16 protein-coding genes and 1 pseudogene are annotated in these 22,196 nt (G+C 73.6%); 8 read left to right on the top strand and 9 right to left on the bottom strand.

The window, feature by feature from the left end; translation table 11 throughout:
- Positions 1-31 precede the first annotated feature (31 nt).
- The 5 genes and pseudogenes from AB0P07_RS35725 to AB0P07_RS35705 all read left to right on the top strand — a co-directional run bounded on the left by AB0P07_RS35725 (position 32) and on the right by AB0P07_RS35705 (position 6,698).
- Positions 32-1,897 (top strand): ABC transporter substrate-binding protein, encoded by a 1,866-nt coding sequence (locus tag AB0P07_RS35725; RefSeq protein ID WP_365558340.1) that lies wholly within the window; start codon positions 32-34, stop codon positions 1,895-1,897.
- A gap of 94 nt (positions 1,898-1,991) precedes the next feature.
- Positions 1,992-2,948 carry an ABC transporter permease gene (locus AB0P07_RS35720; RefSeq protein ID WP_365558370.1) on the top strand — a complete coding sequence of 319 codons (957 nt, stop codon included), beginning with the start codon at positions 1,992-1,994 and terminating at the stop codon, positions 2,946-2,948.
- On the top strand, positions 2,945-3,877 hold the full coding sequence (locus tag AB0P07_RS35715) for an ABC transporter permease (protein ID WP_365558338.1): 933 nt from the start codon (positions 2,945-2,947) through the stop codon (positions 3,875-3,877). Before AB0P07_RS35720 ends, AB0P07_RS35715 begins: the two co-directional genes overlap by 4 nt.
- Positions 3,874-4,824: pseudogene (locus AB0P07_RS35710) on the top strand (ABC transporter ATP-binding protein); the annotation flags it as partial. The gene AB0P07_RS35715 and the pseudogene AB0P07_RS35710, both read left to right, overlap by 4 nt.
- An 842-nt stretch (positions 4,825-5,666) precedes the next feature.
- The gene (locus tag AB0P07_RS35705; RefSeq protein ID WP_365558336.1) at positions 5,667-6,698 is read left to right on the top strand and encodes an ABC transporter ATP-binding protein; all 1,032 of its coding nucleotides are present in this window, start codon (positions 5,667-5,669) and stop codon (positions 6,696-6,698) included.
- A gap of 103 nt (positions 6,699-6,801) precedes the next feature.
- Here AB0P07_RS35705 and AB0P07_RS35700 read toward each other — a convergent pair whose 3' ends face one another.
- The 9 genes from AB0P07_RS35700 to rimP all read right to left on the bottom strand — a co-directional run bounded on the left by AB0P07_RS35700 (position 6,802) and on the right by rimP (position 19,608).
- Complete coding sequence (locus AB0P07_RS35700) at positions 6,802-7,758, bottom strand: bifunctional riboflavin kinase/FAD synthetase (RefSeq protein ID WP_365558333.1); 957 nt, start codon at positions 7,756-7,758, stop codon at positions 6,802-6,804.
- A 156-nt stretch (positions 7,759-7,914) separates the two neighbouring features.
- Entirely contained in the window at positions 7,915-12,294 is a 4,380-nt protein-coding gene (locus AB0P07_RS35695; protein ID WP_365558331.1) for a trypsin-like peptidase domain-containing protein, read from the bottom strand.
- Between the two features lie 255 nt (positions 12,295-12,549).
- Positions 12,550-13,455 (bottom strand): tRNA pseudouridine(55) synthase TruB, encoded by a 906-nt coding sequence (truB, locus tag AB0P07_RS35690; RefSeq protein ID WP_365558329.1) that lies wholly within the window; start codon positions 13,453-13,455, stop codon positions 12,550-12,552.
- Complete coding sequence (gene rbfA, locus AB0P07_RS35685; RefSeq protein WP_365558326.1) at positions 13,452-13,916, bottom strand: 30S ribosome-binding factor RbfA; 465 nt, start codon at positions 13,914-13,916, stop codon at positions 13,452-13,454. The genes truB and rbfA overlap by 4 nt, the downstream gene beginning before the upstream one ends.
- 56 nt (positions 13,917-13,972) lie before the next feature.
- Entirely contained in the window at positions 13,973-14,266 is a 294-nt protein-coding gene (locus tag AB0P07_RS35680) for a DUF503 domain-containing protein (RefSeq protein WP_003973319.1), read from the bottom strand.
- Positions 14,267-14,418: 152 nt separating this feature from the next.
- A complete protein-coding gene (gene infB, locus AB0P07_RS35675; RefSeq protein WP_365558322.1) occupies positions 14,419-17,472 on the bottom strand; it encodes a translation initiation factor IF-2 in 3,054 nt (1,017 codons plus the stop codon).
- A 161-nt stretch (positions 17,473-17,633) separates the two neighbouring features.
- Positions 17,634-17,939, bottom strand: coding sequence for a YlxR family RNase P modulator (locus AB0P07_RS35670; RefSeq protein WP_365558319.1), 306 nt, complete (start codon positions 17,937-17,939; stop codon positions 17,634-17,636).
- Between the two features lie 137 nt (positions 17,940-18,076).
- Complete coding sequence (nusA, locus tag AB0P07_RS35665; protein ID WP_365558318.1) at positions 18,077-19,087, bottom strand: transcription termination factor NusA; 1,011 nt, start codon at positions 19,085-19,087, stop codon at positions 18,077-18,079.
- Positions 19,088-19,089: 2 nt separating this feature from the next.
- Complete coding sequence (gene rimP, locus AB0P07_RS35660; protein WP_365558316.1) at positions 19,090-19,608, bottom strand: ribosome maturation factor RimP; 519 nt, start codon at positions 19,606-19,608, stop codon at positions 19,090-19,092.
- Between the two features lie 414 nt (positions 19,609-20,022).
- Here rimP and AB0P07_RS35655 point away from each other — a divergent pair, with 414 nt between their 5' ends.
- From AB0P07_RS35655 to AB0P07_RS35645, 3 genes are read left to right on the top strand one after another with little or no spacing between them, the layout of a single operon-like run.
- Positions 20,023-20,556, top strand: a complete 534-nt coding sequence (locus tag AB0P07_RS35655) for a hypothetical protein (protein ID WP_365558314.1) — start codon at positions 20,023-20,025, stop codon at positions 20,554-20,556.
- Positions 20,553-21,077: a ferritin-like domain-containing protein gene (locus AB0P07_RS35650; protein WP_365558311.1), complete on the top strand. Its 525-nt coding sequence runs from the start codon at positions 20,553-20,555 to the stop codon at positions 21,075-21,077. Before AB0P07_RS35655 ends, AB0P07_RS35650 begins: the two co-directional genes overlap by 4 nt.
- A gap of 39 nt (positions 21,078-21,116) precedes the next feature.
- Positions 21,117-22,028, top strand: coding sequence for an aminoglycoside phosphotransferase family protein (locus AB0P07_RS35645; RefSeq protein ID WP_365558310.1), 912 nt, complete (start codon positions 21,117-21,119; stop codon positions 22,026-22,028).
- Positions 22,029-22,196 lie beyond the last annotated feature (168 nt).

Here is a 22,196-nt window from a genome sequence, read left to right as displayed (position 1 = left end):
TGCGCGTGCGATGACGCGAGGTCAGGTAGCCATGAACAGACAGGATCAGCACGACAGCCGACGGACCGGCCACCGGCCGTGGAGAACCCGCCTCCTCGCGGCAGCGGGCGCCGGCGCGCTGCTTCTCGCGTCGGGGACGCTCGCCCCCTCGGCCTCGGCGAAGGAAGGCGACGGGGGTGACGGAGGCGACAAGGTGCTCACCGTCGCCGTGGCGCAGAGCGTGGACTCGCTCAGCCCCTTCCTGGCGGTACGGCTGCTCAGCACGAGCATCCACCGGCTGACGTACGAGTACCTGACCAACTACGACCCCAAGGACAACCACGTCATACCGGGACTCGCCACCGAGTGGAAGTCCTCGCCGGACAAGCTGACCTGGACGTACACGATCCGCTCCGACTCCGAGTGGTCGGACGGCGAGCAGGCCACCGCCGAGGACGCGGCGTGGACGTTCAACAAGATGATGAACGACCCGGGCGCCGCCACGGCCAACGGCAGCTTCGTCGGCAACTTCGCGAAGGTCACCGCGCCCAGCCCGACCCAGTTGGTGATCCGGCTGAAGAAGCCGCAGGCCACGATGACGGCGCTGGACGTGCCGATCGTGCCCAAGCACGTGTGGGAGAAGGTCGACGACTTCTCGAAGTTCAACAACGACAAGCAGTTCCCGATCGTCGGCAACGGGCCGTTCGTGCTCACCGACTACAAGCCGGACAGCTATGTGCGGCTGAAGGCCAACAAGGACTTCTGGCGCGGCGCCCCGAAGTTCGACGAGCTGGTCTTCCGCTACTACAAGGACCAGGACGCCGCCGTCGCCGCGCTGCGCAAGGGCGAGGTGTCGTTCGTCGCCGGGTCGCCGTCGCTGACCCCGGCCCAGGCCGACTCGCTCAAGGACGAGGAGAACATCCACGTCAACGACGCCCCCGGCCGCCGCTTCTACGCCCTCGCCACCAACCCGGGCGCGCGGGCGAAGGACGGGACGAAGTTCGGTGACGGCGATCCGTCGCTGCTGGACCAGCGGGTGCGCAACGCGCTGTTCATGGCGGTGGACCGCAAGGCGATCGTCGACAAGGTCTTCCAGGGGCACGCGGTCGAGGGGGCGGGCTACATCCCGCCGCGCTTCTCCTCGTACTTCTTCGAGCCGTCGGCCGACCAGAAGCTCGCCTACGACCCGGAGGCGGCCGCCAGGCTGCTCGACGAGGCGGGCTACCGGACGAACGCCGACGGCAAGCGCCTCGGCAAGGACGGCAAGCCGCTGAGCTACCGCGTCCTGTGCCACGCCACCGACCCGAACGACAAGGCGGTCGGCAAGTACCTCCAGGAGTGGTGGGGCAAGCTGGGGATCTCCCTCACCCTCGACTGCCTGGACAACGTGACCGACCCGTGGCTGGCCGGTGAGTACGACCTCGCCTTCGACGGCTGGTCCGTCAACCCGGACCCGGACTTCGTGCTCTCCATCCACACCTGCGACGCGCTCCCGGCGACGCCGAAGGACACCGGGGCCACGGACAACTTCATCTGCGACAAGAGCTACGACGAGCTGTACGCGCAGCAGTTGGTCGAGTACGACGCAGGCAAGCGCGCGGAGATCGTCAAGCGGATGCAGTCCCGGCTGTACGACACCGGCTACATGAACGTCATGGCGTATCCGAACGCCGTCGAGGCCTACCGCACGGACCAGATCGAGTCCATCACGACGATGCCCTCCGCCGCGGGCAACATCTACGGGCAGGACGGTTACTGGAGCTGGTGGTCGGCGGTGCCCGCGGACTCCGGGGACTCCGGCGGGGGTTCGTCGTCGACCGGGACCGTGGTCGGTGTCGCGGCCGGCGTCGTCGTCCTCGTCGGCCTCGGCGTGCTCTTCGCCGTCCGTCGCCGTGCGTCGGCCGACGACCGTGAGTAGCGTCGCCGGCCGGGTCGTCGAGAAGCGCGAGGAGGACGGGAAGCGGGCGTCCGCGGCACCGCGGGGGCGCACCCGCAGCGGGTATCCGCGGTACGTGGCGGGGAAGTTGGCGGGAGCGGTCGTCTCCCTGTTCGCCGTCCTCGTCACGAGCTTCTTCCTCTTCCGGCTGATCCCCGGCGACCCGGTGAAGTTCATGACCGGTGGCCGCCCGGTCTCGGCCGAGCAGCTCGCCGGGTACCGGGAGGAGTTCGGGCTCGACCTGCCGCTGTGGCAGCAGTTCACGGACTACTGCGCCAAGGCGCTGACCGGGGACCTGGGCACGTCGTACCAGTTCCACTCGCCCGTCGTCGACAAGATCACCGAGGCGCTGCCGAACACCCTGCTGCTGACCGGGACGGCCTTCGTGCTGTACACCGCGCTGGGGGCCTTCCTCGGCACCCGGTCGGCGTGGCGGCACGGCGGGCTCGGCGACCGGCTCAACACCGGTCTGGCGCTGATGCTGTACTCCATCCCGTCCTTCTGGCTGGGGCTGCTGCTCATCATCGTGCTGTCGGTGGGCGTGGACCCGATTCCGGGTCTCTTCCCGACCGGCGGGATGGAATCGGGCCGTGCGGAGGGGCTCGCCCGCGTACTGGACGTGGCGCACCATCTCGTCCTGCCGGTGGTGACGCTGGTCGCCGTGGAGTACGGGCAGACGCTGCTGGTCACCCGGTCGGCGCTGCTGGACGAGATGGGCAGCGACTATCTGACGACCGCGCGGGCCAAGGGGCTCAGGGACGACCTGGTACGGCGCCGGCACGCGGTGCCCAACGCGCTGCTGCCGACGGTGACGCTGGTCTTCGTCAATCTCGGGCGGACCGTGGCGGGAGTCATCCTCGTCGAGACGGTCTTCTCCTGGCCGGGTCTTGGCGGGCTGTTCTACCAGGCGCTCAGTGTTCCCGATCTGCCGCTGGTGCAGGGGTTGTTCTTCGTCTTCGCCGCCGCTGTGATCCTGATGAACACGCTGGCCGACCTGTTGTATCCGATGCTCGATCCGAGGGTGGGCCGATGACCGCCGAGACCACCGAGCCTGCTGTGAAGCCGGGGACGCCCGGGCCGCGTGCCCTCGCCCGCCGGCGGCGCCGTGCCTCCGTGGCACGCTTCTGGAGGGAGTACCGCAAGCACCGCGCGGGGGTGTTCGGGCTGGCCGCGCTGGTGCTGTTCGTGCTCGTGGCACTGACGGCGCCGCTGACCGTGGGGTCGGACGTGGACAGCGTCACCGACGCGCCCGGGCAGCCGCTGCAGAGCCCGAGCGGACGGTTCCCGCTGGGCACCGACCAGTTCGGGCGGGACCTGCTGGGCCTGCTGGTCTGGGGCTCGCGCGTCTCGCTCCTGGTCGGGCTGCTCGCGGCGGCGCTGTCCGTGCTGATCGGCGCGCTCATCGGGATCACGGCCGGCCACTTCCGCGGCTGGTACGCCACGGTGATGATGCGGATCACGGACTGGTTCCTGGTGATGCCGACGCTGGTGCTGGCGATCGTGCTGGCGACGGTGCTGTCCCGGTCGCTCGGCACGATCGTGCTCGCGATCGGTGTGACGACGTGGCCCACCACGGCGCGCCTGGTGCGGGCGCAGACGCTGGCGGTGGAGTCGCGGCCGTACATCGAGCGGGCGAAGGCGCTCGGGGGCGGGCACTGGCACATCATGTCGCGGCACGTGCTGCCCAACGTCATGCCGCTGGTCCTCGCGCAGACCACCCTGATCATCTCCTCCGCCATCCTGGCCGAGGCGACCCTGGCCTTCCTCGGACTCGGCGATCCGATGGTGGTGTCCTGGGGCGGGCTGCTGCAGGACGCGCGGGAGGCGGGCTCGGTGAGTTCCGGCGACTGGTGGTACCTGGTGCCGCCGGGCGTCGGGATCGCGGTGGTGGCGCTGGCGTTCACGTTGTGCGGGCGTGCGGTGGAGGCCGTTCTCAATCCCAGGCTGGGGGTGTCCCGTTGAGTCTGCTGGAGGTCCGGGACCTGAGGGTGACGTATCCCGGGGGTGCGGCCGCCGTGCGCGGGGTCGACCTCACCCTGCGGGCGGGCGAGAAGCTCGGCATCGCGGGCGAGTCCGGCTGCGGGAAGTCCACGCTGGCGCTGGCGTTGCTGCGGCTGCTGCCGCCGGGTGCGCGGGTGGGCGGGGAGATCCTGCTGGACGGCGAGGACGTGCTCACGATGAAGTGGGGACGGTTGCGGGCGGTGCGGTGGGCGGGGGCGTCGATCGTCTTCCAGGGCGCCATGCACTCGCTGAACGCGGTCCACCGTGTCGGCGACCAGATCGCCGAGCCGGTCGTGCTGCACCGCAGGGCCACCGCGGCCGGTGCGCGCAGGAGGGCCGGTGAGCTGCTGGAGCAGGTGGGTCTGCCGGCGGCGCGGGCGAGTGCCTACCCGCACGAGCTGTCCGGTGGTCAGCGGCAGCGGGTGATGATCGCGATGGCGCTGGCCTGCGACCCGCGTCTGATCGTCGCCGACGAGCCGACCACGGCGCTCGACGTGATGATCCAGGCGCAGATCCTGCGGCTGATCGAGGGCCTGGTGGGCGCGCAGGACGTGGGTCTGATCATGATCAGTCACGATCTCGCGGTGCTGGCCGACACCTGCGACCGGCTCGCGGTGATGTACGCGGGCCGGGTGGTCGAGGAGGGCCCGGCCCGGCAGGTGTACGACGACGCCCGGCACCCCTACGGCCGGGCCCTGTCCGGGGCGTTTCCCAGGATCGGGGACCCGGCCTCTCGGTTCGCGCCGCGCGGCCTGCCGGGCGACCCTCCCGACCCGGCGGCGGTGCCGTCGGGGTGCGCCTTCCATCCGCGCTGCCCGGTCGCCCTGGACCTCTGTGCCACTGAGGACCAGACGCTGCGACCGGCGGGCCCGGGACGCCGGGCGGCGTGCGTGCGAGTGCGGGCGGACGGCACGGGGACCCCGGGCGACGGCGGGGCGGTCGCCGAAGCCGGGGTGCCCGAGGAGGGCACGGAGGCTCCCGACAGCCGGGACGCGGAGAGCGACGCCACCCCCGCGACCGGGGCGGCCGCCGAAAGCACCGAAACGGCCGGGAACAGCACCACGCCCACCCTCGAGCCGACCACCGAACGCACCGAGCCCCCCGGGAACGGCACCGCCGCCCCCGGCCGCACCGCCACCGAGGCCGAGGCACCCGGCGCGAGCACTGAGGCTCCCGACAGCCGGAACGCGGAAAGCGACGCCACCCCCGCGACCGGGGCGACCGCCGAAAGCACCGAAACGGCCGGGAACAGCACCACGCCCACCCTCGAGCCGACCACCGAACGCACCGAGCCCCCCGGGAACGGCACCGCCGCCCCCGGCCGCACCGCCACCGAGGCCGAGGCACCCGGCGCGAGCACTGAGGCTCCCAACAGCCGGAACGCGGAAAGCGACGCCACCCCCGCGACCGGGGCGACCGCCGAAAGCACCGAAACGGCAGGCAGCCGGCCGGTGAAGTCCGGCGGCCCCGCTCCCCGGACCGGACCCACTGCCGAGATCCCGGCCGGGGATGCTGCCGACGATGAGGAACCTGTGGGCAACAGCGCCGCCATCGACAGCGGGACGCCCGGCGAGGGCACCGAGGTCGCCGCGGACCCTGGTGCCGGTGCTGCCGCAGAGGGGGCCGCCGGAACGGCCGACGGCGCCGACGGGAGCGGAACAGGGGCCGGGCGCGGAGCCGTGGACGAGCGTGCGGATGGGGCCGGCGCAGACGCGGCGGTGCAGGGCGACGGAGTGAGGAGCAGTGCCCCATGAGTGGCAGCGAGGTCAGCAGGACGACGGGTGCCGAGGCTCCACTGTTGAGCGTCCGGGGTCTGCGCGTCGCCTTTCCCGGGCGGCGCGGGGCAGCTGCCGCGCGGGCCGTTGACGGGGTCGACCTCGACATCCGGCGGGGCGAGATCGTCGCGCTGGTCGGCGAGTCGGGCTGCGGCAAGACGACCCTCGCCCGTGCGCTGCTCGGCCTGGCCAGGCCGACCGGGGGGCGCGTCACCTTCGACGGCGCGTCCCTCGCGTACTCCGCCCGGGCGCTGAAGGCCCACCGCAGGCGGGCTCAGCTGGTCCTGCAGGACCCGAGCGGCTCGCTGAACCCGCGGCACACGGTGTACGACATCGTCGCCGAGGGCCTGCGCATCCACGGGCACGCCGGGGACGAGCGGACGGCGGTGGCCGAGGCGCTGGCGCGGGCCGGGCTGCGACCGCCGGAGCGCTTCTTCCTGCGCTACCCGCACGAGCTGTCCGGCGGCCAGCGCCAGCGGGTCGTCATCGCGGGCGCGCTGGTGCTGCAGCCGGAACTCCTCGTCGCCGACGAGCCGGTGGCCTCCCTCGACGCGTCGGTACGCGGCGAGATCCTGGCCCTGCTGCTGCGGCTGCGCACCGAGCTGGACCTGTCCGCGCTGGTGGTCACCCACGACCTGGGGCTGGCCTGGAACATCGCCGACCGGGTCGCGGTGATGTACCTCGGCCGGATCGTCGAGACGGGCCCGGTGGAGCAGGTGCTGACGGCGCCCCGGCACCCGTACACCCAGGCCCTGCTGTCCGTGCTCCCGGAGGCGCCCGGCGCCCCGGTGGTGCTCACCGGCGAGCCGCCGGACCCGTCGTACGTCCCGGGCGGCTGCCGCTTCCACGTGCGCTGCCCGGTCCTGGCGGGCGGCGAGGCCGAACGCGCCGGGGTCGCGGACGCGTGCCGGACCACGGAGCTGGAGATCCTGCGCGGCGGCGACGAGTCACAGGTCGCCTGCCACTGGGCCCGGACGGACCGGCCGGCGGCCGGGCAGCCGGGCTGACGAGGCGTCGACCGGACGGGGAAGGCCGGCCGTGACGGCCAGGAAGCCGGCGGTGACGGCGAGGACCGCCGGTGGCGCCCGGCGACGGGAAGACCGCCGGGACTCAGCCCTTGGGCGCGTCCGCCTCGGTGATCTCCCGGCACCGGTCGACGTCCTCGGCCATCTGCGCGAGCAGCGCGTCCAGCGTCTCGAACTTCGCCTGTCCGCGCACGAAGGCCACGAAGTCCACGGCGACGTGCAGGCCGTACAGCTCCAGGCCCACGCGGTCGATGGCGTACGCCTCGACCGTGCGCTCGGTGCCCTCGAACTGCGGGTTGGTGCCGACGGAGATCGCGGCCGGCATCGCCTCGCCCTGGGCGTGCAGCCAGCCTGCGTAGACGCCGTCGGCCGGGATGGCGGTGTGCGGGAGGGTCTCGACGTTGGCCGTCGGGAAGCCCATCTCACGGCCCCGCTGGGCGCCGCGCACCACCACGCCCTCCACGCGGTGCGGGCGGCCCAGGATCTCCGCGGCGCCCGCGACGTCGCCCTCGGCGACCAGGCGGCGGGTCAGGGTGGAGGAGAACGGCTCGCCGCCGCCCGCCTCGCCGGTGACGTACAGGTCGACGACCTCGACCTCGAAGTCGTAGACCTTGCCCTGCTCGACGAGGAAGTCCACGTTCCCGGCGGCCTTGTGGCCGAAGCGGAAGTTGGGGCCCTCGACGACGGCCTTGGCGCGCAGCCGGTCGACCAGGACCTTGACCACGAAGTCGGCCGCGGAGAGCTTCGAGAACTCCTTGGTGAAGGGGAGGATCAGCACCGCGTCCACGCCCAGGCCCGCCATCAGTTCGGCCCGGCGGTGGTGCGGGGCGAGCAGCGGTGGGTGGCTGCCGGGGCGGACGACCTCGCTGGGGTGCGGGTCGAAGGTGACGACGACGGCCGGAACGCCCAGCTCACGGGCGCGGTCCACGGCGTGCCTGATGATCAGCTGGTGCCCGCGGTGGACGCCGTCGTAGGAGCCGATGGTGACGACGCTGCGTCCCCAGTCCTCGGGGATGTCCTCCAAGCCACGCCAGCGCTGCACTGTGTCCGCTCCTTGGTGCTTCCGTGGTTTCCATGGTTTCCGTGGTGACCCTTGCGCAGGACTAAGGGTGCCATGCCGTCCGGCTCCCGCCCGCATCGGCATCGACCCTGTGACCGGGTGCACGCCGTGCGGGCCCGGTGGACGGTCGCGGTCGGGTCAGGCGGGGACGCGGGCGCCCGCCAGCTGCTCGATCGTGCGGCGGGTGCTGGGGCCCACCAGCACGGCCCAGTCCTCGGGTGCGTCGGTGAGCCAGCCGATCAGGCGGGTGGCGAACCCGGGGACGTGGCGGGCGAGGTCGACCAGACCCCGGTCGAAACGGGTGGCGCCCTCCGGAGTGCGGACCAGGATCAGCCCGGTGCGGTGGACGAGGCCGCGCAGTTCCCCGCGGTTGCACCGGGCCGCCGCGTGCAGCAGCGCGTCCAGCACGGCGGGTTCCTGCTCGTGGGCGAACAGGTGCTCCCGCAGTGCGCGGCGCAGCGGGGCGCCTGCCGTGGCCCCGTCGGCGGCGAGGACGGTGGCGAGCGCGGCCCGCGCCGGGTCGGGACCGTCGTCCAGGAGGCGGGTCACCAGCGGGAGGAGTACGGCGCGGGGTGCCGGGTCCCGGTCGAGGCGCCGGTCGACGTACGCGGCCAGGTGCCCGGCGATCTCCGGGCGCTCCGCCGCGGCCCGCCCCACGAGGGCTGCCACCCGGTGAGTCAGCGCGGGTGTGGTGGCGTCGGCGAGCCTGCGCAGCGCCTCCCCGGCGTCCGGGCCGAGCAGGCGGGCCCGGAACGCCTCGAGGACGGGCTCGGGGTGCGTCGGCAGGGCGGTGGCCACCGCGCTCGGCGGGAGATACGGGTCGCAGGCGGCGAAGTGGTCGAGGGCCCTGGGGAGGTGGCGGTCGCGGCAATCGGGGTCCTGGACGAGCAACGCGAGCGCGCCACCGCGCAGGGGGCTGTGGGAAGGGCCGGCGAGCAGCACCAGGGCGGCGTGGCGGAGCAGGGTGCGGTCGGCGCCGGGGCGGGCGTGCGGGGCGGTGCGCAGTCCGTGGGTGACGGCCGCGGTCTGCCGTGCCGGGCGCTCGTCGCGGGCCCAACGCTCCACGGCGCGGCAGAGCGCGGACGGCTCTTCCTCGGCCAGGACGGCGAGCAGTTCGTCCGCGCGCCGCTGCGCGCTGTCGACGAGCACCTCGGTGAGGCCGTCCAGGCCGCGGTGGCGGTGGGTGTGCAGCAGCGCCTGAGCGGCCGTCGCGACGGTGGCGTGCGGGGTGGCGGGCAACGGCCGCTCGTCGTCGAACCAGCGGACGAGGAGCGGTTGTACGGCCGAGGGGTCGGCGGTGAGCAGCCCGGCCACGGTGTCGAGGTGGCGGGGGCCGGGCTCGTGCGGAGGGCGGTCTGCGAGGACGAGGCGGCGCAGCAGGTCCAGGCGGGTGGATTCGGGCAGGCGCAGGGCCGTCCAGAAGCCGGGCCCGAACACCTGCGGCGTCGGCTGCCCCTGCGCCCCCCGTTCCGCGATGCCGTCGGCGAGCAGTCGCAGCACCTCCGTGTACGGCGTCGCGTCGGGTACGCGGGTGAGCACCTCGGCGAGCAGTCGGGCGGCCCACCAGGAGTGCGGGTCGAGGTCGAGGGCGTGCACCAGCTCCTCGAGGGTCAGCGCGAGTTGGGGGACGCCGTGCTGCCGGGCGAGGAGCAGGACCGCCTCGACGACGGAGCCGATGCGGTGGTGCGGGACGGGGAGGATGTGCGTGCCGTGCGGGGTGTCACGGCGGTGGACCAGGGCGCGCAGGGCCTCGTCCAGGTCGAGGTGGGTGCCCTGGATCCAGTCGGCGAGTGCCTCGTGCGCGAAGCGGTAGCCGCTGCCCGCGGGGACGAAAATGCCTTCGGCGAGCACGGCCGAGGCCCAGCCGGTGCCGCCGCCCAGCCGGGCCGGGGCCGGTCCCCACGGGAACAGCGCCCCGAAGGTCTCCCGGTCCAGTCCGCCCTGCCCGGGGCCGAGGCTGCGCCGGGCCGCCTCGTGGACCTGCCCGGAGACCTTCGCCGCGAGCCGGCGCACCGCGGTGCCGTGCAGGCCGTTCTCCCCGGCCAGGCGGGTGGCGACGCGCAGGCACATCAGGTCCAGGTATGCCGCGAAGACCGTGTCCCGGGTGACGGGGGCCGGGGCCGGGGAGCCGGGGAGGGCGGCGTGTACCTCCGCGTACAGGCGGAGGGTGAGGGGGTGCCCGGCGTCCGCCTCCGCCAGGCCCCCTTCCGGTACACCGTGGCGTGCGCGCGCCTCGCGGGCCTCGTCGTCGCGCAGGTCGCCCAGGCGGACACAGGGCGGGAGCCCGGCGTGCCCGCGCCACCGGGGTCCTGCAGACACCGGCTCGGCGCACGCCGGCCCCGAGCGCGTCACCTGGGCGGACGCCCGCCCTGGGTACGTCGGCTCGGCGGACGCCGGCCCGGAGCGCGTCACCTCGGCGGACCCCCGCCCGGGGTACATCGGCTCGGCAGACCCCGGCCCGGGGTACATCGGCCCGGAGCACGTCACCTCGGCGGACCCCCGCCCTGGGTACATCGGCTCGGCAGACGCCGGCCCGTGGTACGTCGGCTCGGCGGACCCCGGCCCGGGGTACATCGGCCCAGAGCGCGTCACCTCGGCGGACACAAGCCCGGAGCACGTCACCTCGGCGGACGCCGGTCGCAGGTCGGTGGCTCCGGTCCCTCCCCGCGTTGCTGCGGCGGCCGCTCCGGCCGGCGATTCAGGTCCCGTTGCGCCGCCGGTGCGTCGCGGCCACGGCGCTCCGCTGGTCGTCCCGGGCGCGGCGGGCGCGGCGGCTCCGCCGACCGTCCCGGACAGAGGCGCCCCGTCTTCCGCCCAGTCCGACGTCCCCTCCCACGCCCGGGACACCGGCACACGACCGACGGAAACACCGGCGGCCGACACACCACCGACCGACACAGGACCGGCCGCCTCCGCCGGCCGGGTGCCTCCAACCACCCCGCGCGCCACCGCACCGGGGTCCGTCCCCGGCACCTGGCCGCCCCGAGAGCCCGTTCCGGACGGGGGCACGGCACCCGCCTCCCCCGGCCCCCCTTCGGCGGCCACCCGGGGCGACGGAAGCTCCGCCATCCACCCGGACGCCCCCGCTCCGGCCGTCGGGCCGGACATCGGCCCACCCGTGGACCGAGGAGGCGACGACGCCCCCGAAACCGCCCCGTACAGCAGCTCCCCCGGGAACTCCGCCCCCGCGTGCTCCCAGTGCTCCGGGCGGCAGGCCACCACGAGCCGTGCCCCCGTCTCCCGCAGCCAGGTGGCCGTGCCCTCGGTCCACTCGGGGAGGCGGTGGGCCAGGACGGGCGGCATCTCCTCCGGGCCGTCGAGAAGGAGCAGGAGGGGCCGGCCGGCGGCACCGGCCAGGTGGGCGAGGCGTTCCGGGGCGATGTCGCCGAGGCCGGCGGGGCGGGAGGGGTCCGAGGCGGCCACGGTGCGGGCCGCCCCGGCCAGTGTTCGGCGGGCCGCGTCCGCCACCGACATGTCGTCGTCGTGCAGGTCGGCGCCGCGCAGCCACAGCGTGGGTGCCGCCTCCGGGCCTTTGGCACGGCGGGCGGCGAGGGCGGCCAGCTCCGTCGTACGACCGCTGCCCGGCGCGCCGACCAGGCCGAGGACGCGGGCGTGGCCGGCGGCGAAGGCTGCGAAGTCGCGGGCCGTGTCCGCGCGTTCGACCGGTTCCGGCGTCCCGGATCCGCCGCCGGGACCGGTGGCGGGGCTGCCCTCCCGGACCGAAGTCGCCGTCAGGGCCAGCACACCGGCCAGGTTGAGGTCGGCGCCGTACGCCGGGACCGTCGCCGCGTTCTCGGCGAGGAGGCCGGCGAGCGGGCCCGTGGCCGCTCGGCGCAGGGGCAGGGCGAAGCCGACGTCGCTGTGGCCGGAGCTGAGGGCGGTGCCGAGGACACCGAGGACGGCGCCGGTCGCCGCGTCGAGCACGGGGCCGCCGGCCGCGCCGCCGCCCAGTCGCAGGGCGTCCCGCCCGGCCGTGCCGACGGCGAGTTCCAGGGCGTCGCCGACGAGGTGGAAGCGGTCGGTGGCGGCGTAGGTGACGTCGGTGGTGCCCAGGACGCGGGCCTCGCGCCAGCCGCCGGCGGCGATGCGGACGTAGGTCCCGGCATCGACGTGGTCCCGCGTGGTGAGGGGCAGCGGGTCGACGCCGAGGCCCTCGGTGCGGACCAGGGCCAGGCCGAGGGCGGGCAGCGGGGTCACGTCGGCGGCGGCCACGACCCGACGCCGGGCACCGGCGGTGCTCAGGACCAGCCGGGACAGGCCGTCGACCGCTTCGTGGCTGGTGAGCACCGTGCCGTGGTGGTCGGCGACGAACCCGGTGCCGCGGGGGCGGCCGGCGAGGTCGTGGACGCGGATCAGGGAGGCGTCGCCGGACGCGCACCCGGCCGGGTCGGACGGATACTCCGCCGGCTCGGCCTCACGGACGGCCGGGAGCCCGCCTCGCGCTCCCCGGGAGCCGGCCCCGGACCGCTCCCCCGCCGTGCCGCCCGCTACCCCCCGGGACCGGTTCCGCGACGCCATCGTCGAACCTCCCCGCCGTACACCCGTGCCGTGTGTTCGACGGTAGGCGCGTGATGATCAGCAGGACAGACACCGTGGCCAACGCGCCCCCTTCCACTCCCCCGGTTCACTCCGAGCGCCTGCCCGGACGGGTGAACACAAGGGGTGGGTTGGATAGACCCTAGGGGGTGGGGGAACCGAGGGGGGACCGTGGAGCGGCGACAGTGGTAGTCCCCGTGATCGCCGCTCCACGGGCGGACCCGGCGGTGTGCCGGCTCAGCCGAAGACGGCCAGGCTCTTCGCCTTGCCCTTCTGCTCCTCCACGAGCGCGAGGAGGCGCCCGTCGGAATCGAAGACGGCGACGGCACCGGCGCCCGCGTACTCCTCGGGCATCTCCAGGCGTACGCCGTTGGTGAGCAGCCGGGCCCGCCTGGTGTCCACGTCCCAGCGCGGGAAGGCGGCACCGGCCGCGTCCGCGACGGGCATGACGGTGAGCTCCTGCTGGAGCTGGTCCAGTGTCCGGGCGCCGTCCAGCTTGTACGGCCCGACGCGGGTGCGGCGCAGCGCCGTGAGGTGCCCGCCGACGCCGAGGTCGGCGCCCAGGTCGCGGGCGAGGGCCCGGATGTAGGTACCGGAGGAGCAGGTCACCGAGACCACCAGGTCGAGCACCGGGGTGCCGTCCTCGGCGACGGCGTCCCGGACGTCGTACACCGCGAAGGAGGAGACGGTGACGGGGCGGGCGGGGATCTCGAAGTCCTCGCCCTCGCGGGCCCTCTTGTAGGAGCGCACGCCCTTGATCTTGATGGCGCTGACCTTGGACGGCACCTGCATGATGTCGCCGCTCAGCTTGGCGACCCCGGCGTCGATCGCCTCCCGGGTGACCTTCGAGGCGTCCCGCGACCCCGTGATCTCGCCCTCGGCGTCGTCGGTGAGCGTCGTCTGCCCGAGCCTGATGGTGCCCAGGTACTCCTTCTCGGTGAGGGCGAGGTGCCCGAGGAGCTTGGTCGCCCGCTCCACCCCGAGGACCAGGACGCCCGTCGCCATCGGGTCGAGCGTGCCGGCGTGCCCGACGCGCCGGGTGCGGGCGATGCCCCGCATCTTGGCGACCACGTCGTGCGAAGTGAAGCCCGACGGCTTGTCGACGATGACAAGGCCGTCGGGCGTGGTGTGCTTGTCGGTCATTTAGCGGTGTCGTCCGTCTCGTCGGCCTCGGTGTCGTCCTCGTCCGGCTTGCGGTACGGGTCCGCGTCGCCCGCGTACGCGGCGCCCGCGGACGCCTCGCGGACCTTCTCGTCGGACTGGCGTGCCCGGTCGAGGAGGTCCTCGATGTTGCGGGCGGTGTCCGGCAGGGCGTCCATGACGAAGGTCAGGGTCGGCGTGAACTTCACGCCCGCCGCCTTGCCGACCTCGGAGCGCAGGATGCCCTTGGCGCTCTCCAGGCCCGCCGCGGCGGCCTTGCGCTCCTCGTCGTCGCCGTAGACCGTGTAGAAGACGGTCGCCTCCCGCAGGTCACCCGTGACCCGGGTGTCCGTGATGGTGACGTGCGAGCCGAGCCGCGGGTCCTTGATCCCGCGCTGCAGCTTCTGGGCCACCACCTCTCGGATGAGGTCCGCCAGCCTTTTCGCCCGCGCGTTGTCGGCCACTGGTCCGTCTCCCGTTCTTTCTTCTCTTGCCTGATCTGGTCTTCTGCCCGATCTGGTCAGTCGTCGTCGCCGTGGAATCGCCGTCGCACCGACAGCAGTTCCACCTCGGGGCGGCCGGCCACCAGCCGCTCGCACCGGTCGAGTACGTCGCTGAGGTGGCCCGCGTCGCCGGACACCAGGGCCAGGCCGACGACCGCCCGGCGGTGGAGGTTCATGTGCTCCACCTCCGCCGCGCTCACCGCGTACTTCCGCTGGAGTTCGGCGACGATCGGACGGACGACGGAGCGCTTCTCCTTCAGCGAATGTACGTCGCCGAGGAGGAGGTCGAAGGACAGCGTCCCCACATACATGTGAAACCGGTTCACCCGCCGGTCCGGGATCGATGGCCCCGCCGCGAACGGGCGGGGACACCAGAACCGTACAACGAACGGCCGGGGCCGATCGACGGATATTGTGCTCCGCCGACCGGCCCCGGACCGGTCACTGCCGGAAGACGCGGTGCTTACACCCGCGGCTTCTCACGCATCTCGTACGTCGCGATGACGTCGTCGACCTTGATGTCGTTGAAGTTTCCGAGGTTGATACCGCCCTCGAAGCCTTCGCGGATCTCGGTGACGTCGTCCTTGAAGCGACGCAGACCCTCGATGTTGAGGTTCTCCGCGATGACCTTGCCATCGCGCAGGAGGCGCGCCTTGGTGTTGCGCTTGACCTCGCCGGAGCGGATGAGGACACCCGCGATGTTGCCCAGCTTGGAGGAGCGGAAGACCTCGCGGATCTCCGCCGTGCCCAGCTCGACCTCTTCGTACTCCGGCTTGAGCATGCCCTTGAGGGCCGCCTCGATCTCCTCGATCGCCTGGTAGATGACCGAGTAGTACCGGACGTCCACACCCTCGCGCTCGGCCATCTGCGCGGCACGCCCGGCGGCGCGCACGTTGAAGCCGATCACGATGGCGTCGGAGCCCATCGCCAGGTCGATGTCGGACTCCGTGACCGCACCGACGCCGCGGTGCAGGACGCGGATGTCGACCTCTTCGCCGACGTCCAGCTGGAGCAGGGAGGATTCCAGCGCCTCGACCGATCCGGACGCGTCGCCCTTGATGATCAGGTTGAGCTGCTGGACCTCGCCGGCCTTCAGCACCTTGTCCAGGTCCTCCAGCGACACGCGGCGCGTGCGCTTGGCGAACGCGGCGTTGCGCTCGCGGGCGGCGCGCTTCTCCGCGATCTGGCGGGCCGTACGGTCCTCCTCGACCACGATGAAGTTGTCGCCTGCGCCCGGGACGTTGGTCAGACCCAGCACCTGGACCGGCGTGGACGGACCCGCCTCGGCGACGTTGTTGCCGTTGTCGTCGAGCATGGCGCGGACGCGGCCGTAGGCGTCGCCCACCACCATCGTGTCGCCGACCCGCAGGGTGCCTCGCTGCACGAGGACCGTCGCCACGGCACCGCGGCCGCGGTCGAGACGGGACTCGATGGAGATGCCCTGCGCGTCCTGGTTCGGGTTGGCCCGCAGGTCGAGCGAGGCGTCCGCGGTGAGGACCACGGCCTCCAGCAGGGAGTCGATGTTCAGACCCTGCTTGGCGGAGATGTCGACGAACATGGTGTCGCCGCCGTACTCCTCGGCCACCAGGCCGTACTCGGTCAGCTGACCGCGCACCTTGGTCGGGTCGGCACCCTCGACGTCGATCTTGTTGACCGCGACGACGATCGGGACCTCGGCCGCCTTGGCGTGGTTGAGCGCCTCGACCGTCTGCGGCATGACGCCGTCGTTGGCCGCGACGACCAGGATCGCGATGTCGGTCGACTTCGCACCGCGGGCACGCATGGCGGTGAACGCCTCGTGACCCGGGGTGTCGATGAAGGTGATCTTGCGCTCTTCGCCGTTGACCTCGGTCGCGACCTGGTAGGCACCGATGTGCTGGGTGATGCCGCCGGCCTCGCCCGCGATGACGTTCGTCTTGCGGATGGCGTCGAGCAGTCGGGTCTTGCCGTGGTCGACGTGACCCATGACGGTCACGGCCGGCGGACGGACGACCAGGTCCTCCTCGGAGCCCTCGTCCTCGCCGAACTCCAGGTCGAAGGACTCGAGCAGCTCGCGGTCCTCCTCCTCCGGGCTGACGATCTGAACCGTGTAGTTCATCTCGTCGGCGAGGAGCTGGAGCGTCTCGTCGGAGACGGACTGGGTCGCGGTGACCATCTCGCCGAGGTTCATCATGACCGCGACGAGCGACGCCGGGTTGGCGTTGATCTTCTCCGCGAAGTCGGTGAGCGACGCGCCGCGGGAGAGACGGATGGTCTCGCCGTTGCCGCGCGGCAGCATCACGCCGCCGACGCTCGGGGCCTGCATGGCCTCGTACTCCTGGCGCCTCTGCCGCTTCGACTTGCGACCGCGACGCGCGGGTCCGCCGGGACGGCCGAAGGCACCCTGCGTGCCACCACGGCCACCGGGGCCGCCGGGACGACCGCCGAAGCCGGGACGGCCACCGCCGCCACCGAAGCCACCGCCGGGACGACCGGCGAAACCGCCGCCGCCACCCGGACGACCGCCGCCGCCACCGGGACGGCCGGCGAAGCCGCCGCCACCCGGACGACCGCCGCCGGGACGACCGGCACCGCCGGGACCGCGACCGCCGCCACCGGGGCCGGGACGCGGGCCGGCAGCGGGACGCTGCGGCATCATGCCGGGGTTCGGACGCGGGCCGCCGCCGGGACGGGGACCGGCGCCGCCGCCCTGCGGACGGGGCATCGAGCCCGGGCTCGGACGGTTGCCGCCCGGAGCCTGGGGACGGGGACCGCCGCCCTGGCCGCCGGGGCCCTGCGGACGGGGACCGGCGCCGGGAGCACCGGGACCGCCCGGACGCGGCCCGCCCTGCGGACGGGGCGCCTGCGGGCGCGCCATGCCGGCGTTGCCGCCGGAGGTGAAGGGGTTGTTGCCCGGACGCGGACCGCCGGGACGGCCGCCGGGACGCTGGCCCGGGGAGGCGGGACGCTGGCCACCGGGACGGCCCTGGCCGCCCTGCTGACCGCGGTCCTGACCCGGACCGGACGGACGGCGCTCGCCGGGCTTGGGGGCACCGGGACGCGCACCACCGGGCTTCGGACCGGCCGGAGCCTGGGACGAAGCGGCCGGGGCGGCCGGGGCGGTCGGCGGAGCGGTGAACTCCGGGGCGGCCGGGGCCGGACGCGGCGCGGGCTTCGGACCCGGCGTCGGACGCGGGCCCGGCGCCGGGGCGGACGGTGCCGCGGGCTGCTGGGCGGCCGGCGGCTTGGGAGCCGCCGGAGCCGCGGGGCCCGGACGGGGCGCAGCCGGGCGGGCCGCCTGCGCCGGGGAGGGCGCCGACGGCCTGGGGGCAGCCTTCTTCGGGGCCGCGGGACGACCGGCGGACCGACCGTTGCCACCACCCTGCTGGAAGGCGTCTGTCAGCTTGCGTACTACGGGCGCTTCGATCGTCGAAGACGCCGAACGGACGAATTCACCGAGCTCCTGGAGCTTGGCCATGACGACCTTGCTCTCGACACCGAACTCCTTGGCGAGTTCGTAGACCCGGACCTTAGCCACTTCGCTCCTCTGAGGTCCGGGTTGCGTCCGGACCGTCGCTAGTTCATGGGCGTACTCATCGCGTACTCATCGAGTGCTCATCGCAATCTCGACCTGCTTTCGACTCGCGAGGTACCAGACCGCACGGGGTTCCGCGCGGCATGTCTTCCTTACCACGTTGCTCACATGCTGCCTTCGGCAGCCTTGTCGCAACCTTGTGCCTGCTCGACGTAGTGGCGCAACGCCTTTACGTCGAGCGGACCCGGGACGCGGAGCGCCCGCGGGAACGCCTTGCGGCGCACTGCCTGGTCGACACAGACCGGCACGGGGTGGACGTACGCACCCCGGCCGGGCAGCGTACCGCGTGGATCAGGGGCGCAATGACCCTCGACCGCGACGGTGCGCAGCAGCTCGCTCTTGACCGCTCGCTCCCGGCACCCCACGCAGGTGCGCTCGGGGCATGCTCGGGCACGTGTCCGGCCAGACACTCCTAAGTCTACCTCCCCGAATCGACCTCACCCCTTCGGGGCAAGAATCGAACGCGTGCCGCAAGCAAAGCTGTCGTGATCTCAGCGGCCTGCGGCTTGGATCTATTCCCCGGCGCCTCGGACGGCCGGTCGCCCTGCTACTCGGACGGCTGGTCGTCCGGCTGCTCGTCCGGCTGCTCGGTGTCCGGGCGGATGTCGATCCGCCAGCCGGTCAGCCGGGCCGCGAGCCTGGCGTTCTGGCCTTCCTTGCCGATGGCCAGCGACAGCTGGTAGTCGGGCACGATCACGCGCGCGGAGCGGGCCGCCAGGTCGACGACCTCCACCTTCGAGACGCGGGCCGGGGAGAGCGCGTTCGCCACCATCTCGGCCGGGTCGTCCGACCAGTCGACGATGTCGATCTTCTCACCGTTCAGCTCGCCCATGACGTTGCGCACCCGGCCGCCCATGGGGCCGATGCAGGCGCCCTTGGCGTTCAGGCCCGAGCGGGTGGAGCGTACGGCGATCTTGGTACGGTGGCCGGCCTCGCGGGCGATCGCGGAGATCTCGACGGACCCGTCGGCGATCTCCGGCACCTCGAGGGCGAACAGCTTCTTCACCAGGTTGGGGTGCGTGCGGGAGAGCGTCACGGAGGGGCCTCGTACGCCCTTGGCGACGCGGACGACGTAGGACCGCAGCCGCGTGCCGTGCGGGTAGGTCTCGCCGGGCACCTGCTCCTGCACCGGCAGGATGGCCTCCAGCTTGCCGATGTCGACCAGTACGTTCTTCGGGTCGCGGCCCTGCTGGACCACGCCGGTGACGATGTCGCCCTCACGGCCGGCGTACTCGCCGAGCGTCGCGTCGTCCTCGGCGTCGCGCAGCCGCTGCAGGATGACCTGCTTGGCGGTGGTGGCGGCGATACGGCCGAAGTCGGACGGGGTGTCGTCGAACTCGCGGGCCGCCTGGCCCTCCTCGAGGTCGTCGGGGTCCTCCTTCGCCCACACGGTCACGTGCCCGGTGTTCCGGTCGAGCTGCACGCGCGCGTGCCGGCGGCTTCCCTCGGTGCGGTGGTAGGCGATGAGGAGGGCCGACTCGATCGCTTCGACCAGCAGGTCGAAGGAGATCTCCTTCTCCCGTACCAAGCCCCGCAGGGCGCTCATGTCGATGTCCACGGCTACGCCTCCTCCTCTTTCGTGTTGTTGTCGGTGTTCTTGGTGTCCTTGCGGTTGAACTCGACCTGGACGCGTGCCTTGTCGATGTCGCCGAAGGGCAGTCTGCGGGTGGTGGCCTTGCGGCCCTTGACACCCGGGACTTCGAGGTCGAGTCCGTCCTCGTCCACGGCGAGGATGCGGGCGACCAGTTCACCGCCCTCGTGCAGCTGGAAACGGACCAGGCGGTCCGTGGCGCGCACGTAGTGGCGGTGCTGGGTGAGTGAGCGCTCCGCGCCCGGGGTGCCGACCTCGAGGGTGTACTCCCCCTCGCCCATCGCGTCGGTCTCGTCGAGCTTCGCCGAGAGCGCGCGGCTCACATCGGCGATCCGGTCCAGGTCCGCCCCGGTGTCGGAGTCGACGACCACGCTCAGCACACGCCTACGGCCGACCGAGTCCACCGCGATCTCCTCGAGGTCCAGTCCCTGGGAGGCGACGAGCGGCTCCAGCAGCTCTCGCAGCCTCTCGCTCTGGGTGGTGCTCATCCGGGTGACTCCTCGGCCGCGTGTGCTGTTGTGGGACGGTGCGCGTGTCTGGTCAAAGGGTATCCGGTCGCGGGGGGTGTTGCCGTCCACCCCGGGGGATGGGGCGGGTTCGCCGGCGGGGGTGTGGGTGGGGGGTGTGGGTTCGGGGGTGTCGGTTCGGGTGGGGGGCCGGTGCGGGTGGGTGGGTGGTTCGGGTGGGGGTGCGGGTGCGTGGGTGGTGCGGGTGGGTGGTGCGGTGCGGGTGGGTGGTGCGGTGCGGGTGGTGCGGGTGGGTGGTGCGGTGCGGGTGGGGGGTGGGGCGGGGCACGGGTACCGTGATCACTGGCGGGCCGCAGGCCGTGGGCCGTATCGCGCTCCCGCCGTCGCCCGTCGCTCTGCCGCCGCTTCCGAACGAGCCTGTCGAGGTCGTCTGCCGTGTCGTTTTCCCCATCGCCGCGCCCTCCCCGGGGGCCGCGCAGAAGGAGCCTGCTCGCGTCGGCCGCCGGGGCCGCGCTGCTTGTCGGCTGTACCGGGGGCTCGGCCCCCGACGATCCCGGGACCGGGACGTCGGCCGCCGACCGGGTACGCGCGCGTGCGGCCCGGGACAGCGAAGCGCTGGCCGAGCGGTACGCGGCGGTGATCGCGGCCCATAGCGGGCTGGCGGATCGGCTGGGGCCGCTGCGGGAGGAGGTCGTACGGCACGCGGAAGCGTTCGGTGGTGTGCGGGCGGCCTCGCCGGCCTCGCCCTCGGATTCCGCGCGGGCCGCCGGGCCGACGGCCCGTGACTCCGGTGCCGTGCCGGCCGACGAGAAGGGTGCTCTGGCCCTGCTCGCCGACGCCGAACGGAAGCTCGCCGACCGGCGGGCCGCGGCGCTGCTCGACGTGCCGGGCGAGTCGGCGCGGCTGCTGGCCTCGGTCGCCGCGGCCGGGGCGGCCCACGTGTTTCTGCTGACGGAGGGTGACGGGTGAGCAAGGCGGAGGACAGGCGGCTGGACGCCCTCCAGGCCGCGTTGGCGGCGGAGCACGCGGCGGTGTACGGCTACGGGGTCGTCGGTGGGCGTGTCGGCGAGAAACGGCGCACCGAGGCACGGGCGGCGTACGACGCTCACCGGGCGCGGCGGGACGCGCTGGCGCGCGACGTGCGGGGCCTGGGCGGCGAGCCGGTCGCCGCGGCGGCGGGGTACGCGCTGCCGTTCTCGGTGCCGGACTCGGCGGCGGCCGTGCGGCTGGCGGCCGAGCTGGAGGACCGGGTGGCCGGGGTCTACTCCGACCTGGTGCGGGCGGCCGAGGGCGACGCGCGGACCACGGCGGCCGGGGCGCTGCGCGAGGCGGCGGTCCGCGCGGCACGTTGGCGGGGCGGGAGCGTAGCCTTCCCTGGGCTCGCCGAGCGGGCCGGGACGCCGTCCGGGCGGGGTCGTCCTGATCCGGATGCCTCCGACACGGCTACGGGACCGGCGGCTTCATCGGCAACGGCTTCACCGACTGCGTAACGCGTACGGCTTTCCGTACGGGAAGGGAACGGCTCGCGCATGGCTTTCGAACCGCCGCGGCGTTTGATCCGAGCGCTCGGCGAGACGGCACCGGACGGTGACGACTGGCTGGCGAAGCTGCCCGAGGCGGCGGAGCGGGCCGTGGCGGTGCGTGGGCTGACCGCGGAGCGGGTGCAGGTGCCCGGCGGGCGCAGCAGTCTGGTGGTGCTCGTGCGGACGGCCGGGGGTTCCCCCGCGGTGCTGAAGCTTGCCCCTCGCCGGGCCCGTCCGGAGAGCGAGCGGGCCGCGCTGGTGCACTGGGGTGGGCTGGGGGCCGTGCAGGTGCGCGACGAGGGTGCCGAGGGGGTGTCCGAGGAGGGCGTGCTGCTGCTCGAGCGGCTGCATCCGGACGTGTCGGTTCGGTCGTTGCCGGAGGCGAAGGCGTTGCTGGAGGCCGCGGGGACGTTGCGGCGGCTGTGGGTGGAGCCGCCCGTCTCTCATCCCTTCGAGACCGTGGCCGAGCGGACCGGGCGGCAGGCCGAGGCGATGCGGGCGGCGGCGGTGGCCGACGCGGAGGTGGCGCCGCTGGTCGACGCGGCGCTCGCGGCGCGTGCGGAGTTGTTGGCCGAGCCGTCGGAGCAGTTGCTGCTGCACGGCACGTTTCGGCAGAGCAAGGTGCTCGCCGGGGATCGGATGCCGTGGCTGGCGGTGGGGCCCGATCCGGTGGTCGGGGAGACCGCGTTCGATCTGGCGCGGTTGGTGCGGGACCGGGTGGAGGATCTGATCGCCCAGCCGTCGGGGGCGTCGACGACGCGACGGCGGATCAAGCGGCTCGCGGAGTCGCTGGAGGTCGATCAGGAGCGGCTGCGTGGCTGGACGCTGTTCCGGGCGGTGGAGTCGGGGGTGCGGGCCCGGCGGGTGGGGCGCGAGCAGGACGCGGAGCTGCTGCTGGAGTTCGCGGGCTGGCTGTAACAGGGCCGGGTGCCTCCGGCGGTGGCGCGGGTGTCTTCGGCGGGAGCGCGGATGCCTCCGGCGGGAGCGCGGGTGCCTCCGGCGGGAGCGCGGATGCCTCCGGCGGGAGCGCGGATGCCTCCGGCGGGAGCGCGGATGCCTCCGGCGGGAGCGCGGATGCCTCCGGCG

The organism is Streptomyces sp. NPDC085944, from assembly GCF_040686295.1.
Lineage (GTDB): Bacteria > Actinomycetota > Actinomycetes > Streptomycetales > Streptomycetaceae > Streptomyces > Streptomyces salinarius.
The sequence above is the reverse complement of the archived record's forward strand: the minus strand, read 5'-3'. Positions and strand labels throughout refer to the sequence as shown.

Bases quoted from the DNA above. Each gene is read 5' to 3' on its own strand.
- AB0P07_RS35680 (WP_003973319.1), bottom strand. From the start codon at position 14,266: ATGTATGTGGGGACGCTGTCCTTCGACCTCCTCCTCGGCGACGTACAT.
- AB0P07_RS35715 (WP_365558338.1), top strand. From the start codon at position 2,945: ATGACCGCCGAGACCACCGAGCCTGCTGTGAAGCCGGGGACGCCCGGG.
- rimP (WP_365558316.1), bottom strand. From the start codon at position 19,608: ATGAGCACCACCCAGAGCGAGAGGCTGCGAGAGCTGCTGGAGCCGCTC.
- AB0P07_RS35725 (WP_365558340.1), top strand. From the start codon at position 32: ATGAACAGACAGGATCAGCACGACAGCCGACGGACCGGCCACCGGCCG.
- AB0P07_RS35705 (WP_365558336.1), top strand. From the start codon at position 5,667: ATGAGTGGCAGCGAGGTCAGCAGGACGACGGGTGCCGAGGCTCCACTG.
- AB0P07_RS35695 (WP_365558331.1), bottom strand. From the start codon at position 12,294: ATGGCGTCGCGGAACCGGTCCCGGGGGGTAGCGGGCGGCACGGCGGGG.
- truB (WP_365558329.1), bottom strand. From the start codon at position 13,455: ATGACCGACAAGCACACCACGCCCGACGGCCTTGTCATCGTCGACAAG.
- AB0P07_RS35645 (WP_365558310.1), top strand. From the start codon at position 21,117: ATGGCTTTCGAACCGCCGCGGCGTTTGATCCGAGCGCTCGGCGAGACG.